Raw genomic sequence first — 15,655 nt, 5'->3', positions numbered from 1 at the left:
AATTTTATTTTTAAACATTCGCATTAATTTAATTCGTGAATTCGTGGCTAATAAAATTTATTCCTCAAAACTTTCGTCTTTAAATCCGATCAAATATAACTTATTTTTAGCACGTGTCATTGCCGTATAAAGCCATCTGATATAATCGCGGTCAATTCCGTCAGGCAAATAAGGTTGTTCGATAAAAACAGTATTCCATTGCCCTCCTTGGGATTTATGACAGGTTATGGCGTAGGAGAACTTAACCTGTAAACCATTAAAATATTCATTTTCTTTTACCTTCTGAAATCTTTTGTATTTGGTTGGTTCGTCTTCATAATCTTTCATCACTTCTTCGTACAAACGATTTGATTCTTCGTACGTTAAAGAAGGAGATTGACTTGTCAAGGTATCTAAAATCAAAACTGTTTCGAAAGGTTTTTGTTCCGGATAATCGACCATTCTGATTTTCACTTTGGCAAACTTGAATCCGTATAATTCTCTGATTCCGAAAAGTTCTAAAACTTCAATAATATCTCCGTTGGCAATAAATCCGGCTTCGTCGGTTTCTTTCAACCAGAAATAATTGTTTTTTACCACCATTAAAAAATCACCAACCGAAAGTTCACTTTCTTTAAATAAAATACGGCTTCGAATTTGTTCATTGTACTGATTGGCACGTTTATTAGAACGCACAATAAAGGCTGTATCTTCAATACTGTAATTACTGTAAGCCATATTTATTGCATCCTGAATATCATAGCCATCTGTCAATCTTACAATGTCTTTAAACTTCTTTACATTGAATCTGAATTCGGTAATAAAACTCTCTTTTAATAATTCTCGCAATTCCGTAGCATTGTATAAAATCCCAGAATTTTCTTCTTGACGCATTACTTCGTCCAGTTCGATATGTTCAATTTCTTTATCATAATGAACACCAAGCGTTTGAATATCTAGTGCGGGACTAATATCCAAATTTACTGGAGGAAGCTGAGCAGTATCTCCTAAAAGAATCATTTTGCAATTATTGCCAGAATAGACATAATTAATCAAATCATCTAGAAGCGAATCGCTGTCTAAAGTACTGTCCGAAATCATCGAGGCTTCGTCGACGATAAAAATCGTGTTTTTGTGCTTGTTGACTTGTTTTGTAAAAGCTACTCCCCCGCCTGACGATTTCTTCGGAAAATAGATTTTTTTATGAATGGTAAATGCCGGATTATTAGAATAATTAGCAATCACTTTTGCAGCACGCCCCGTTGGAGCCAATAAAACATATTTTTTATTGATATCACCTAAATTATTGACAATCGTAGAAATAACGGTAGTTTTTCCCGTTCCAGCGTAACCTTTCAAAACAAAAATGGTATCATTTTGAGGTTCGGTTAGAAAAATAGCAATTTTCTGAAAAAATATATCCTGTTTGTAGGTTGGCGCAAATGGAAATCGTTTTTGTAAAGTACCGTAAAACTGTGCAGAATTCATAACGTGATATTGAAATACAAAGTTCGCTTTTTTTAATGGCAATGGCAAAAATCAATTTCAATATCAAAATTCAATTTCAAATAGCAATATCAAAAATCAATGGCAAAAATCAATGGCAAAAATCAATTTCAATATCAAAATTCAATTTCAAATAGCAATATCAAAAATCAATGGCCAAAATCAATTTCAATATCAAAATTCAACTTCAAATAGCAATATCAAAAATCAATGGCAAAAATCAATTTCAATATCAAAATTCAATTTCAAATAGCAATATCAAAAATCAATGGCCAAAATCAATTTAAAAAAATAAATTAAAAACCATATAAGTCATATAAGTTCATTTAACATAGAAACTAATATTTACATGAACTTATATGACTTATATGGTTCAAAAACAGCAAACTAAACTTTTTCTTAACCTTCGTTTAAACTTTAACTCAAATTGTTTTTTGAAATTGCAATTATTATTGTTCCTTTTAAATTTGTAAGTTTGTGGTCGCTTAAATTCTTTCTTGATTTAAAACAGGTAACGAATTGTAAATCAACTATGTCATTACAAAACACTAACATTACTTCAAAAAAATATAAAAAACTTTCGATTCAGGTTTCGCTGACGGGATTTTCTTATTGCTGTTTTGATACTTTAAATAATGTAATTACTTCATTTAAAGAAATTCAATTTGACACTTCTAATAAGACCGTAAAAATTGAAGATTCTTTTGCCACTGCATTTAAGAATAATCCTGAATTAAAAGACATTTACGACGAAGTAATGGTGATTCACACGAACAATCTTTCGACTTTTGTTCCAACTGCTTTGTTTGATGAGAATTACATGGGAAGTTACCTTCAATACACTACAAAAGTGTTTGAAACGGATTTTTTCACTTTCGATCAAATTTCAAATTACCAAATGAATTCGGTTTACATTCCTTATGTAAACATCAATAATTTCCTGATAGACAACGTGGGTTCTTTTGATTACAAACATGCAAATAGCATTTTGGTAGAAAAGATTTTGGATAATTCGCGTAATGACGACGATAAAAAAATGATCGTGAATTTTAATCCTGATAATTTCGAAATCATCGTAGTTCAGAATCAGAAACTTTTATTGTTCAATTCATTTGAATATAATACTCCGGAAGATTTTATTTATTACATCTTATTTACGGCGGAACAATTGAGTTTAAACCCAGAAAGTTTCAAATTGGAATTGTTGGGAACCATTACAGAAAATGATCCGTATTATGCGATTGCATACAAATATGTGCGCCATATTTCATTCATGGACGTATCAAAACTTCAGGAAAAAAATAGCTTTACAACAGCTCAAAATCAAAAACATTATATCTTATTTCAATCATGAGAATCATTTCAGGAAAATACAAAGGACGCAGAATTTTTCCGCCGAAAAATCTACCTGTAAGACCCACTACTGATATGAGTAAAGAAGCATTATTTAATGTTTTGAATAATCATTTTAGTTTTGACAGTTTAAAGGTTTTAGATCTTTTTTCAGGAACAGGAAACATTAGTTATGAATTTGCTTCACGCGGAAGCGCTCCAATCACTTCGGTTGACGGCGATTTCGGATGTGTAAAATTCATCAAACAAGTTTCCTCAGAATATGATTTTGATATCGCAGCAACCAAAAGTGATGTTTTTAAATTTTTAGAAAATTCTAAAACAACTTATGATATCATTTTTGCCGATCCGCCTTACGGATTAGATCAGGCCACTTTTGAAAAAATTGTTCTAACGGTTTTTGAAAAAGAATTATTGGAAGACGATGGCATGATGATTATCGAACATTCAAAATATACCAAACTGGATCATATGAGTAATTTTTCTTTTCAGAAAAGTTATGGCGGTTCTTTCTTTAGTTTCTTCGAACTGAATTCTACCGATGATGATGAAGAATTGCCTCATGATAGCATTAAAAAAGAAGTAGAAGACGACGAAGGTTAGTTGTTATTTAATATTCAATATTTTAAATTCCAAATTCAAATTTCTGCGCGAGATTGGGATTTGGAATTTTCATCTTATCTGATTCTGTTTTCACTTTCATTCACACTTTTTTGCTTAAATTCAGAATCTTTTATTTTTCCGAAAGAGTAACGAAGTGTAATCGAAATTTCATTGGCATCAACCAAATATCTCGCTCTGGAACCTATGCTGTTAATGGTAAATCGTTCTACATATCTCGTGTTTTTAAAAACATCATTGTAATTTAAAGTACAATTCCAGTTTTTGCCTAACTTTTTTGCCAGCGACATATCAAAAATCAATTTGGCATTTCGTTCAAAAACACCTTCTTTTTGTTTCGTGGCTCCCCAAAATGATAAAACGAATGTGAAATCTTTTGGCAGATTAAAAGTATTATTGGAATAATAGTACAGATAGGTTTTCGATGAATTAAATAATGCCGATTCATCTACAATCTTGTTTGTTGCAAAAACCAGAGAATTGGTATTTGTCCATATTTTATATTGAAATGGAAGCGTAAATTCGATATTATAACCTGATTCTTTTTGGAAATTTTTCTCTGTAAAAGTCAACACATTGGTTTGATCATTAAAAACAAAATCTTGATAAATGGGATTTTTATTTTGATACAAAGTCAGTTTTAAAGATTTATCATGATATTGAAAAGTAGTCGAAATAACGTCTATAAAAGTGGGTCCCAAATTAATATTACTTCCATAAATAAAATACGGATTGATATAAGTGGCAATCATACTTAGCGAAGAATAATTCGGTCTTGAAATACTTTTGGAATAATCGACATTGATGTTTTTTGTACTGTCTATAGAAAAAGAAAACTGCGCTTTAGGAAAAAGATTGGTGTAATTTTTATCCACTAAAGCGGTGTTTTCTGTACTGTATTTTCCGGTTACATTGGTGTTTTCAATTCTTAGTCCCACTGAAAAATCGACTTTTTTTATTTTGCCGGAAAGTTGAGAATAAGCTGCTGTATTGGCTTCTTTAAAATTATAATCGAAAATTGTATTGTCATTTTTATCATAATCAAAAACATCATAATTCGATTTCGATTTTGCGCCAGAATACAATCCGCCATACTCCCAGATCATTTCGTTTTTAAACTTTTTCTCTAAATCAATTCTACCAGAAAAAACATCAACATTAAATTTTTGATCTCGATTTTGTGATAATTCGAGTTCGGTATTGTTGTAATTATTTTGCACCAGACTCCATAAATGCTGATTGAAGTTAGAGCCTTGCAAACCCACAAATAATTTAGTATCAATAGCTTTTATTTTCTTAGAATAATTTATAAATGAATTAATGAAATTCTTGTCACTAGAATTATCACTAAAAGTAAAAACGTTATTTATGTCATTCTGATTTTGATTAAAAGTAAACGTATTGATATCAAAAGTATCATTACGCATTTTCCCATTTATATTGACAGAAATATAATCCTCCTCATTTATTTTATAAAATAAGCCTCCACCAAAAATATAATCTTTTACTTTTGAAACCGCCGTAACATCATAATCTGAAACAATATTTGCTTCAGGAATCTGATATTCTATACTATGATTTTCCCAAGGATTACGACGATTGTAATTAAAATTGGCTTTCCATTCCAATTTGCCTTTTTTAAAACTCGAATTAAAACCCAGATAATTATTGAAATTCTTTTTAAACGAAGCCGTTTCTGTAATATCAGTTTTAAAACTATCTTTTTTACTCAATTTTCTGGTAATTAAGATAACCGCGCGCCCTTCAGCTTCATATTTGGATGAAGGATTTTGAATGACTTCAATTGTTTTAATGTCTGAAACAGCTAATGCATTCAGATCGTTCATTCCAACTTTTTGATTGTCAATGTAAATCAACGGATTTCCTTTTCCTACAATTGAAATATTTTCACGATCAGCACTCACCTGAACCAAAGGAAGTTTCGAAAGCAATTCGACAGGATCAGGAACTGCATCGTACACTGAATTAGCCACATCCACTTTTATATTTCCGTTTGAATTGGTAAACGTTTTTTTATTTTGCATAATAACAACTTCCTTCAACTCTTTAGAAATAGAATCTTTCGGAGTTTCGTTTTGAGCATTGGCAATTACAGAAAGACAAAATAGCAATAATGCAATAAGAAGTTTTAAAGGCAGGTAAACATTCATTTCTTAAAATAAATTTCGATTAGTGATGCAAAAATGACCTGAAAAAGTAGTTCTGAAAGTTAATTGAAGGTTAATGGAGCGTTAATCTGCACTTTGTCTCATAAAAGCATTATTTTTGATACAGATTTAAACGTGTTATGAAACAAAGAATCAATTTATTAATAGCTTTTTCGGTTGTCGCCCTTATTGTTTTGACTACCGTACAATGTTATTTGGTAAAAACGGCTTACGATTATAAAGTAGCCGAATTTCATACGCAGATTAAAAACGAAATTGGAAAGATTTCAAACAATTACAGTGACATCGATTCGGCAATAGTTTCCAGAAAAGAAGCACTTTACAAAAGTCTTTCTGAAAATTACATTAAAGGGAAAAAAAACAGATCAGATATTAAAAACGGGGTTTTAAATGCTGAATATCAAAACGCTGTCACGCAAAGAATACAACGTAAATTCGAAAGAGATTTACCCAATTTTAAAATTGATTTTGCAATTGTGTTGAATAAATTTATTCTCTATAAAAACAGACAGAAAGCAGATACTATTTTTTCTCAAAAGCCTTTTATTCAAAACAAACTATACGGAAATCTGTTGTCTTTAAATCATGCTTTTTTAGTGAGAAGTTATGTAGGAACCACTAACGGAACTTTTGAAAATCAGGATTATAAATTACTGACAGAAGATTCGATGTATGTTTCTGTTATAGACTGGGAAATGATTATTCTGAGACGTATGACATTCATTCTCGCTTTGTCTTTCTTTTCTATTTTAACCTTGATTAGTTTGTTTGTAATTGCCATTAAAGCATTAATCAAACAAAAAAAAGTGAGCGATGTAAAAACAGATTTCATCAATAATATTACACACGAACTTAAAACACCTTTGGCCACTTTAGGAATTTCTACTAAAATTTTAGAACAGAAAAATATTCGTGAAAACGATGAAAATTTCAATTCCATTGTTAATACGATTTCGAGACAGAACAATCGTCTTCAGAATTTGATAGATCAGGTTATGGCAAATTCATTGGCCGAAAATGAAATTGAATTAAAAAAAGAAAAAATTGAAACCGAAGAATTTCTGCTTTCAATTGTAAATGATTTTAAAATTACTTTCCCAAAAATCAATCTAAAAACCGATTTTCAGACTCAGAAAACCATTTTAGTTCTGGACAGATTTCATGTAACGACCGCTTTTTTGAATGTTTTAGAAAATGCTGTAAAATACGGTTCTAATACGATTACAGTAAAAACAAGAATCGTTGACAATCAATTTTCTGTGAGTTTTGAAGATGATGGAATCGGAATTGCAAAAAATAAACAATCGCTGCTTTTTGAGAAATTTTATCGTGTAGAACAAGGAAACCTGCACAACACAAAAGGTTTAGGTTTAGGATTGTATTATGTGGATCAGATCGTAAAAGCACATCAGGGTTCTGTTAGTGTTATGAGCGATTTAGGAAAAGGAACTCAGTTTACTATTTTATTAAAAGTTTAATTCCCTTATTTTGAAAAGATTACTTTTAGCCGAAGACGATTTTGATTTTGCTGCGATTTTAAAACAATATTTAGAATTGCACGATTTCGAAGTAATCTGGGCAGAAAACGGCGAAATCGCTTTAGATTATTTTAAAAACCAAACTTTTGATATCTGTATTTTTGATGTAATGATGCCCAAACTGGACGGGTTTTCTCTAGCAGAAAAAATAATTACAATCAATCCCGAAACTCCTTTTATTTTTCTAACAGCAAGAAAGTTAAAAGAAGACAAGATTATTGGCTTAAAATTAGGTGCAGACGATTATATTGCAAAACCTTTTGAAGTCGACGAGCTGGTCCTGCGATTGCAAAATATCCTAAAAAGAATTGAACAAAAAAGAAGTTTAGACGGAAACAATATAATTGAAATCGGTTCGTATGTTTTTGACAACGAACGTTTAACTCTCAACAACAAAAACCATGTTCAACAGCTTACAGAAATGGAAGCTTCTCTTATTGAGTATTTATATTTAAATCATAATCAATTATTAAAAAGAGACCAGATTTTAATGTCTGTCTGGAAAAAAGATGATTATTTCTCTGGAAGAAGTATGGATGTTTTCATTAGCAGACTTAGAAAATATTTCAATTCAGATCCGAAAATCAAGATTGAAAGCGTTCGAAATATTGGCTTAGAATTTAAAATAGAAAAACCTTGATTTCTCAAGGTTTTTCTACTTTATGCTGAATAATTATTTAATAACCCAACCTAAAGTAAAGTTTCCTACAGGTACAAATTCTGTATCATATTTATCAAAATTGACTCCTGGTCCAATATTAAACTCTAAATTAAATCTTCCTTTATAAGTTCTTTGCAGACCCCAAAGTGCTGCAACGGTAAACGATTCTGAGTAATTTCCGTATTTATCATTTGTAGAAAGCGAGCGAAAATTATAAAGTGCATTTGCCGCAAGATAGTTTCCTGAATTAAATGCTGTTCTTTTTCCTTTATTGGCTCTTTTTTTCAAATTGTAATAATGACGAAATTGCTCGTTTATTAAAGGAAAGAAATATACATTTCCTTCACCATAATAACTATTATAACGATACCCTAGTCCTACACCCGCTTCCGAATAAAGCGTGTTTTTTTCTGAAAGAGCAAGTTCATATACCAGAGATGGAAAAAGCATATTGATTTTAAACTGATTCTTGACAGAAACTGGAGCTTCATCTTGCGCGTGAATCAAATAAAATGCATTAAAAAATAAGAACAGAAACAAGTATTTTTTCTTCATATATGGTTATAAATTAGTGAAGCAAAAATAGTATTTAAAGTATAGGAAACTACTCAAATTAAAATTATTTTCTTACAAAACATACTCATAGTACAATAACATGTTTTAGCCCTTAAAATCATATAATTTCATCAAACAATTGTATAACAGCAATTAAAGATTCTGAATTTAAATTTGTTAGAGAACTTTAAATTTAAAAATCATGAACCTAAAAAGATTTTTCGGAGGATTACTAACAATCCTCGGAATTGTAGGACTTATTTATACTGCGGTAATTTTCGCTGGCACATCTGGAGAAACCAGAGATATTAAATCTTTGATCATTTACGGGATTTTAGGAATTGTCTTTTTTATGTCGGGAATCAGTTTGGTTAAAGCAACTAAAGACGAATCTTAGTTTATTGCAAAGTCGCAAAGTTTTTTCTGAGCTTAATGAATTAATATATTTTGCGACTTTGCGTCTTTGCGAGATTAAAATAAAAACTTAAAACCTTCGAGCCTTTGCAGCTGAAAAATTTTATTCTTCTAAAACCGGATTCAAATTCAGTTCTGTAAAATCTCTTTCTGTTTTTGAAATGATAATGGTTGCTACAGTATTTCCGATCAAATTGGTAATGGCTCTGGCCTCGCTCATAAATTTATCAACTCCCAATAAAAAGGCCAAACCTTCCACCGGAATTTTATGCAATGCTGTTAAAGTCGATGCTAAAACTATAAAACCGCTTCCTGTTACTCCTGCTGCACCTTTGGAAGTAATCATCAAAATTCCGATTACGGTCATAATTTCGAAGAAACTCAAATGAACGTCGTACAATTGCGCAATAAAGATAACCGACATCGAAAGATAAATAGAAGTTCCATCCAAATTAAAAGAATACCCCGTCGGAATTACCAATCCTACAACCGATTTACTACACCCCATTCTTTCCAGTTTTACCATAATGCTTGGCAAAGCCGCTTCTGATGATGATGTTCCTAAAACCAATAAAAGTTCTTCTTTTATGTATTTCAAAATTGAAAGAATACTGATTTTGTAGTATCTCAGCATACTTCCCAGAATTAAAAAAACAAACAAAGCCATTGTCAAATAAACGCAAAGCATCAATTTCCCCAACGGAATTAAGGTCGCTAAACCAAATTTACCAATCGTATAAGCCATTCCGCCAAAAGCACCTATTGGAGCGAGATACATAACATATTTTAAACCGAAGAAAACCACTTTTGAGGCACGTTCTAAAACCAAGATAGTCTGTTCTCTTTTTTTATAAAAGTTCAGTGCGATTCCGCAGATAATCGCAGCTAATAAAACCTGAAGTGTAAAATTGGAAAGGAAAAATTTCATCCATGAAAAATGTTCCGCTGCCCCATTTGTATATTGACTTGCATCGCCAAAAGTCAAACTAGATTTGTCTATTTTTCCTGGTTTAAAGACATAAGCCACCGTAACACCAATTGCTAAAGCTACCGTCGAAACGACTTCAAAATAGGTTAATGCTTTTATACCAATACGTCCCACTTTTTTTAGGTTTCCCATTCCAGAAATCCCTAAAACAATCGTGAGAAAAATAATTGGCCCGATAAAAACAGAAATAAGCTGAATAAACTTCTTGCCTAATACTTCCATTTTTACTCCATTTTCTGGAGAAAAATGTCCCAGTACAACGCCGACGATAATCGAAATCAAAACCCAAAACGTAAGATTGGTTACAACTGTTTTGAAAAGGCTTTTCTTGGTATTTGAAGAAGAATTTGGAGAGGGAATATTCATGAAATTGGGTTAGTTAGTTTCACAAATATATAAAAAATGCAGACCTGTAAGCCGGATTCTGTTCTTGTCTCGTTTTGCAACAAAACAATACCTTATCATTTATCTAGATCCACCATTACTGATGGACTCAATCTACCTACCCTTCGGCAACGAACGAGAAGCCCTTAAATGCCGATATACTTGGTATTTCACCGCATAGAGTTTACCTGGTTTCACTACAGCATTACCTGTACATACTTTCTGCTGCACTTGTCCTAACTCCGATAAAATCGGAGCCGACGGGCGTTACCCGCTATGCTTCTCTATGGTGTCCGGACTTTCCTCCCTCCCGATAAATCGGAACGACGATAAGGCGGTCTGCCGTGCAAAAGTAGCAATTTAAGAACTAACAATAATCATTTTAAATTTCCCATTTTATGACTTCCATCTTAACTTTTTAATTTTAAAATAGTTATCTTTAAAATTATATAATTATTAAATTCAGTTTATCATGAAAAGAATGTATCATTACGCAACTGTTTCAAAGGCTTTAGATCAATTGAATGAAAAAGGATTTACATGCGATTTTAATCGAAATGCAGAAATGATTAAGAGAAATCCTGACAAATTTGAAATTGTTCATGTGTATCGATACGAAGGGGAATCAGACCCAGCAGATGAAGCAGTTGTTTACGGAATTAGATCAACTTCAGGAAAAAAAGGAGTTTATGTTGCTGGTTTTTCAGCAGATTCAGATCAGGAAACTTCAAAGTTTTTATTTGATCTAAGCATTAGAGGAAGGTAAATTTTAAACCCCAATCTTTAAACTTGGGAAATAAAAAATCCAAATTCCAATTAAATAAAAGTTGGAATTTGGATTTTTTTTATTGGAATTTACAACTCTTAAGTTGTCGGTATTTTCAATTTCCATCCCGGCTGAATTAAATCCGGATTTGAAATAATATCTTTATTGGCTTCAAAAATATCCTGCCAAGAAACGCCGTAAGCTTTTCCAATTTTAGAAAGAGAATCACCTCTTTCAACAGTATATTCTCTCGAAACACTTTCTTTAACATCAATATTCATAACAACATCTGCCGATCTGTATTCTGGATCTATTTTTTCGTAAGCATTCCACAATTTTTCTTTGTCTGCGGCAGATTTCGCTGTTCCGTCAATATATAGTACATTGTCTTGTTCTCTTATTTGCAAATTTTCAATTCCTAATTCAGATGCTAAATTTGCTACTTCTTGGTATTTATCTTGTAAATTCATAACATCTTTATTTTATGATTAATTTGTTGTCTACTTTTTTAGGACGCAATTCCTGAATACTCTGCATTAAAGGCTGTAATTTGTCTTTTTTGATTTCACCCGAAAGTGTAACCACACCACCAACTACAGTAACACTTACACCTTCGTAAGCATCTACAACTTTATGTACCGATTTATCCAATTCAGTATCTGGATTAATGACAACCGCTGCAGCAGCAGGTTCTTGGTTGGCTCTGGCAAGTTCGCAGGTATTTACAACAGATTTTACACCTTTTGTAGCTCTTACTGTTTTTTCAATGTTCTTTTTGAAAGCTTCATCATCACAAGTTCCGGTAATTGTGGCAACACCATCATGAACTGTAACTTGGATTCCGGGAGTATCTGCAAGTTTTTCGCTAATTGCTTTTTCTATGTCTGCATCTTTTGGAGCGCAGGCAACTAAAGAAACAGCAAGTGCCATTCCTAATAAAATTGACTTCATTTTCATAATATAATCTTTTAATGATTTGACTGTTTTAAAATTAAACAGATTAATTATCAAATGATTATATTATAATGTTATGTTTATTATATGTTTTCCAGTTAAAAGAGAGCATTAAATTAGCTTTTAGAATTTTTCAAAATTGAAATCAAATCTTCCAATTGGTTCATTTTCATCTTAACAACAGATTCAATTTTAATTTCATCAGAAGCAATAATTAAAACTCCTTCATTATCTTCTTCATAGCCGGCAGGTGCCGCATAAAAATTCGGGTTTGAAATTAGTGTTTCTTTTTTTGCGTCTTTAAACCATTTATAATTGGCTTCGTAAATAACTTTATTTTCAAAAATTTGAATCGTTTCTTCGCCATAAGTGTTCCATAATGAAACCCGAAGTGTATAAAATCCAATTAAAGAAAATATTCCGATTGCGATAAAATAGCTAAAATTCAAACCGAAACCACCGATTACAGAAAAAATTAAACCAATTACTGGAAAAATAAAAAATGAAAAAGCTACTACAAACATTGTTGCTCTAACTAAAAATGGTGATTTTTTTACTTTTAAGTGTAAAGTATTGTTTTGAAAGTGGTACTGCTGCATGAAAATAATATTATCCTTTTAATTATATCTTTTATATCTTAATTCACTATTTCCGCAAAATATTTCAGTTCTGCCTTCATTAGTTTCTTCACCTGTATTAAACTGTCTTAAAAAACCAAACTTTTCATCAAAAAAGAAACTCCAGAGTGATTTATCGGAAAATACAAAATCAAAACTTGAACGACTCCCATCTTCTTGCTTTGTAAGAATAATTTTTTCAGTTTTGATAGTTTTCAGTTCTTTAGACTGAATATTTTCCTCATAAAATTGAAACTCAGTTTCCGTAATTATCAATACTTTTCTTTTTAGATTATCCTTTTCTTCTGTAAATCCCCAATTCGATCCTCTTTCAAATAAAACCCATTTTCCTAGAATATCTTTTAGAACCTTATTTTTAATTATTAAATCATATTTAGAACCTGCAAGTTCACCTATTTTGCTTTTTGGATCTAATGCAATTGTATATTTTAAAATATCAGCGGCCATTTCTAAGTCATTCCTGTTCAAGAATCTTTCAGCCTCTTTCAAAGCTATTTTTTGGTTCTTCAAAGTTGAATTATTCTGCGCATAATTCAACACGGAAAATAACATCAAAAATAAACCAAGTGTTTTTTTCATTTCATTAGACTTTAAAATCAGAGACTTTTTCTTCCTTGTAAAAATATTAAAAATACTATTAAATTAAAATATGATTTTATTTTGAATATGGAAACAACGATGATTCAACCACTTAAAAATCTTTCAATTTTTAAATTTTTAAATCATTAAATTATACTCTATATTTGCTATCCAATAAAAAGAGAATATGGAACAATTTGTAGTATCGGCTCGTAAATATCGCCCGCAGACCTTTAAGGATGTTGTGGGACAGAAAGCCATTACCAACACTTTGTTGAATGCTATTGAAACCAATCATTTGGCTTCGGCTCTTTTATTTACAGGACCACGTGGAGTTGGTAAAACAACTTGTGCACGTATCTTAGCTCGAAAAATAAATCAGCCTGGATATGACGATCCAACTGAAGATTTTGCTTTTAACGTTTTTGAGTTAGATGCTGCTTCAAACAACTCGGTTGATGATATTCGTAGCTTGATCGATCAGGTTCGAATTCCGCCACAAACTGGACAGTACAAAGTATATATCATTGACGAGGTCCACATGTTGTCTTCGGCCGCTTTTAATGCTTTTCTTAAAACGCTAGAAGAACCGCCAAAACACGCTATTTTTATTTTAGCAACAACAGAAAAACACAAAATTCTTCCAACGATTTTATCTCGTTGCCAGATATTCGATTTCAAAAGAATTACGGTAAAAGACGCTAAAGAACATTTGGCAGACGTTGCTGAAAGTCAAGGAATCAATTTTGAAGACGATGCACTGCACATTATTGCTCAAAAAGCAGATGGTGCAATGCGTGATGCATTGTCTATTTTTGACCGTGTGGTTTCGTATTGCGGAACCAATTTAACACGTCAGGCAGTAACCGAAAATCTAAACGTTTTAGATTACGAAACGTATATCACGATTACAGATTTACTTTTAGAAAATGAAATTCCAAACCTTTTATTAGCTTATAACGACATTCTTGCAAAAGGTTTTGACGGACATCATTTTATTGCTGGTTTAGCTTCTCACTTTAGAGATTTATTGGTAAGTAAAACACCTTCTACAATTGCTCTATTAGAAGTTGGAGAACAAGCACAACAAATGTATCATACTCAATCTCAAAAGTGTTCTCAGGAATTTTTATTAAAAGGAATTGATATCGCAAACGACTGTGATTTAAAGTATAAATTAAGTCAAAATCAACGTCTTTTAGTTGAATTATGCTTGATGCAATTGGCCTCTATCAACTTTGATGGAGAAAAAAAAAAGCTGAGCAATTCATAATTCCACCCGTTTACTTTAAAAACGGCGGATATTCTATTGTTGAAGTCCAAACTTCAAACCCTAAAACTGACAACACTTCAGCTGCCGAAAATCAAACTACTGCAACTGAAACTAAAACTGTTGTTTCGCAACCAGAACAAGTTGCTGAAGCACCAAAAGTTCAGACTCCACAACCTCCAAGAACAGAATCAGATGGCACTCCAAAAGTTTCTGCTTTTTCACTTGCCAGTATTCGCAAGAAAAAAGAAATGGAGGAAAACAGTAAAACATATGTTAAACCTTCTTCTGTTCTACCTACCGAAGAATTTAACGAAACCGACATGCGTTTACATTGGAACAAATATGCGGAACGTTTAGGTCAAAAAGGTTTAAAGATTATGGAGTCGATCTTATTGATCACCGATCCCGTTTTGGACGGAACCAAAATTTTTTATGAGTTGCCTAATGAAGGTTCTAAACTGGAATTTGAAAGTCAGGTTAACGGTTTATTAGGCCATTTAAAAGGTCATTTGCACAATCACGACATTACTATTGAAGTGATTGTAAACGAACAAGTCGAAACAAAACGAAGCTACAATAATCAGGATCGATACAATCGTTTTCTTGAAATCAATCCAAACATTGAACTTTTGCGTTCTACATTTGGATTGGATTTAAAGGATTAAGATTTTTTATTTATTTCTGAAGCCAAAATTATACACTTTTTCAAGCCATTTTTTTCTTTGTTCTTCAGTCGAACCTTTTACAATTCCAATATAACTTACTTTTACCGGTTTTATACCACAAAATTCTAAAGTAGATTTCTTTAATTGATTCACACTCGGTCTGCCGTAAACAAATCTATAATACCAGCTAGGCTGATCTAAAGTTGTAATAATATGTGCTGTTTTGCCTTTTAGCAACTTGTCCCACCAAACCGAATTTTCACGATATTGAAATGCCATTCCAGGCAAAAACAAACGATCAATAAAACCTTTAGTTATAGCCGGAAGCCCACCCCACCAAACAGGGTGAATCCAAACTAAGTGCTCTGCATTTTGTATTTTCCGCCAAGCTTCTAGAAGATCTGCTTCTAGTTCTGTTCGTTTTTGATACCCATATTGAAGATTTGGATTAAATTTTAAATCGGCAATTGTAATAGTTTCTACTTGCGCGCCTGATGAAATTGCTCCATTTTTATACGATTCTGCTATTCCGAAATTAAAGCTTTTACCGTTGGGATGGCCGTTTATTATTAGTATTTTTTTCATATCGAAG

17 protein-coding genes and 1 other RNA gene are annotated in these 15,655 nt (G+C 31.8%); 8 read left to right on the top strand and 10 right to left on the bottom strand.

Annotated elements, in window-relative coordinates; all coding sequences use genetic code 11:
- Positions 1 to 57: 57 nt before the first annotated feature.
- Positions 58 to 1,467, bottom strand: a complete 1,410-nt coding sequence (locus K6T82_RS02940) for an ATP-dependent DNA helicase (protein ID WP_223704513.1) — start codon at positions 1,465 to 1,467, stop codon at positions 58 to 60.
- A 550-nt stretch (positions 1,468 to 2,017) separates the two neighbouring features.
- Here K6T82_RS02940 and K6T82_RS02935 point away from each other — a divergent pair.
- Together K6T82_RS02935 and K6T82_RS02930 are read left to right on the top strand one after the other, a co-directional pair.
- A complete protein-coding gene (locus K6T82_RS02935; RefSeq protein WP_223704512.1) occupies positions 2,018 to 2,839 on the top strand; it encodes a DUF3822 family protein in 822 nt (273 codons plus the stop codon).
- Positions 2,836 to 3,441 carry an RsmD family RNA methyltransferase gene (locus K6T82_RS02930; RefSeq protein WP_223704511.1) on the top strand — a complete coding sequence of 202 codons (606 nt, stop codon included), beginning with the start codon at positions 2,836 to 2,838 and terminating at the stop codon, positions 3,439 to 3,441. The genes K6T82_RS02935 and K6T82_RS02930 overlap by 4 nt, the downstream gene beginning before the upstream one ends.
- Before the next feature lie 74 nt (positions 3,442 to 3,515).
- Here K6T82_RS02930 and K6T82_RS02925 read toward each other — a convergent pair whose 3' ends face one another.
- On the bottom strand, positions 3,516 to 5,630 hold the full coding sequence (locus K6T82_RS02925; RefSeq protein WP_223704510.1) for an outer membrane beta-barrel family protein: 2,115 nt from the start codon (positions 5,628 to 5,630) through the stop codon (positions 3,516 to 3,518).
- A 137-nt stretch (positions 5,631 to 5,767) separates the two neighbouring features.
- Here K6T82_RS02925 and K6T82_RS02920 point away from each other — a divergent pair, with 137 nt between their 5' ends.
- A complete protein-coding gene (locus tag K6T82_RS02920; protein WP_223704509.1) occupies positions 5,768 to 7,126 on the top strand; it encodes a sensor histidine kinase in 1,359 nt (452 codons plus the stop codon).
- A gap of 10 nt (positions 7,127 to 7,136) precedes the next feature.
- Complete coding sequence (locus K6T82_RS02915; RefSeq protein ID WP_223704508.1) at positions 7,137 to 7,826, top strand: response regulator transcription factor; 690 nt, start codon at positions 7,137 to 7,139, stop codon at positions 7,824 to 7,826.
- Positions 7,827 to 7,859: 33 nt separating this feature from the next.
- Here the strand turns inward: K6T82_RS02915 and K6T82_RS02910 are convergent, their stop codons facing one another.
- A complete protein-coding gene (locus K6T82_RS02910; RefSeq protein ID WP_223704507.1) occupies positions 7,860 to 8,402 on the bottom strand; it encodes a hypothetical protein in 543 nt (180 codons plus the stop codon).
- Positions 8,403 to 8,604: 202 nt separating this feature from the next.
- On the opposite strand from K6T82_RS02910, the gene K6T82_RS02905 reads away from it, so the two are divergent.
- Entirely contained in the window at positions 8,605 to 8,799 is a 195-nt protein-coding gene (locus K6T82_RS02905; RefSeq protein WP_223704506.1) for a hypothetical protein, read from the top strand.
- Positions 8,800 to 8,919: 120 nt separating this feature from the next.
- Here K6T82_RS02905 and K6T82_RS02900 read toward each other — a convergent pair whose 3' ends face one another.
- Complete coding sequence (locus K6T82_RS02900; protein ID WP_223704505.1) at positions 8,920 to 10,170, bottom strand: cation:dicarboxylate symporter family transporter; 1,251 nt, start codon at positions 10,168 to 10,170, stop codon at positions 8,920 to 8,922.
- Positions 10,171 to 10,201: 31 nt separating this feature from the next.
- Positions 10,202 to 10,534: RNase P RNA component class A (gene rnpB / locus K6T82_RS02895), an RNA gene on the bottom strand.
- 126 nt (positions 10,535 to 10,660) lie between these two features.
- Here rnpB and K6T82_RS02890 point away from each other — a divergent pair.
- Entirely contained in the window at positions 10,661 to 10,954 is a 294-nt protein-coding gene (locus tag K6T82_RS02890; RefSeq protein WP_223704504.1) for an SH3 domain-containing protein, read from the top strand.
- A 98-nt stretch (positions 10,955 to 11,052) separates the two neighbouring features.
- On the opposite strand, the gene K6T82_RS02885 is transcribed toward K6T82_RS02890, so the two are convergent.
- From K6T82_RS02885 to K6T82_RS02870, 4 genes are all read right to left on the bottom strand, one after another.
- Positions 11,053 to 11,424, bottom strand: a complete 372-nt coding sequence (locus K6T82_RS02885; protein ID WP_223704503.1) for a LysM peptidoglycan-binding domain-containing protein — start codon at positions 11,422 to 11,424, stop codon at positions 11,053 to 11,055.
- 7 nt (positions 11,425 to 11,431) lie between these two features.
- Positions 11,432 to 11,911 (bottom strand): BON domain-containing protein, encoded by a 480-nt coding sequence (locus K6T82_RS02880; RefSeq protein ID WP_223704502.1) that lies wholly within the window; start codon positions 11,909 to 11,911, stop codon positions 11,432 to 11,434.
- A gap of 113 nt (positions 11,912 to 12,024) precedes the next feature.
- The gene (locus K6T82_RS02875) at positions 12,025 to 12,507 is read right to left on the bottom strand and encodes a hypothetical protein (protein ID WP_223704501.1); all 483 of its coding nucleotides are present in this window, start codon (positions 12,505 to 12,507) and stop codon (positions 12,025 to 12,027) included.
- Positions 12,508 to 12,525: 18 nt separating this feature from the next.
- Complete coding sequence (locus K6T82_RS02870) at positions 12,526 to 13,125, bottom strand: hypothetical protein (RefSeq protein WP_223704500.1); 600 nt, start codon at positions 13,123 to 13,125, stop codon at positions 12,526 to 12,528.
- 187 nt (positions 13,126 to 13,312) lie between these two features.
- On the opposite strand from K6T82_RS02870, the gene dnaX reads away from it, so the two are divergent.
- Together dnaX and K6T82_RS02860 are read left to right on the top strand one after the other, a co-directional pair.
- Positions 13,313 to 14,398, top strand: a complete 1,086-nt coding sequence (dnaX, locus tag K6T82_RS02865; protein WP_223704499.1) for a DNA polymerase III subunit gamma/tau — start codon at positions 13,313 to 13,315, stop codon at positions 14,396 to 14,398.
- A gap of 248 nt (positions 14,399 to 14,646) precedes the next feature.
- Positions 14,647 to 15,063: a DNA polymerase III subunit gamma/tau gene (locus K6T82_RS02860; RefSeq protein ID WP_223704498.1), complete on the top strand. Its 417-nt coding sequence runs from the start codon at positions 14,647 to 14,649 to the stop codon at positions 15,061 to 15,063.
- A 6-nt stretch (positions 15,064 to 15,069) separates the two neighbouring features.
- Here K6T82_RS02860 and K6T82_RS02855 read toward each other — a convergent pair whose 3' ends face one another.
- Positions 15,070 to 15,648 (bottom strand): NAD(P)H-dependent oxidoreductase, encoded by a 579-nt coding sequence (locus tag K6T82_RS02855; RefSeq protein ID WP_223704497.1) that lies wholly within the window; start codon positions 15,646 to 15,648, stop codon positions 15,070 to 15,072.
- Positions 15,649 to 15,655: the final 7 nt, after the last annotated feature.

The organism is Flavobacterium potami (assembly GCF_020026915.1).
Classification (GTDB): Bacteria; Bacteroidota; Bacteroidia; order Flavobacteriales; family Flavobacteriaceae; genus Flavobacterium; species Flavobacterium potami.
This window is presented reverse-complemented; position numbering and strand designations above follow the sequence as displayed.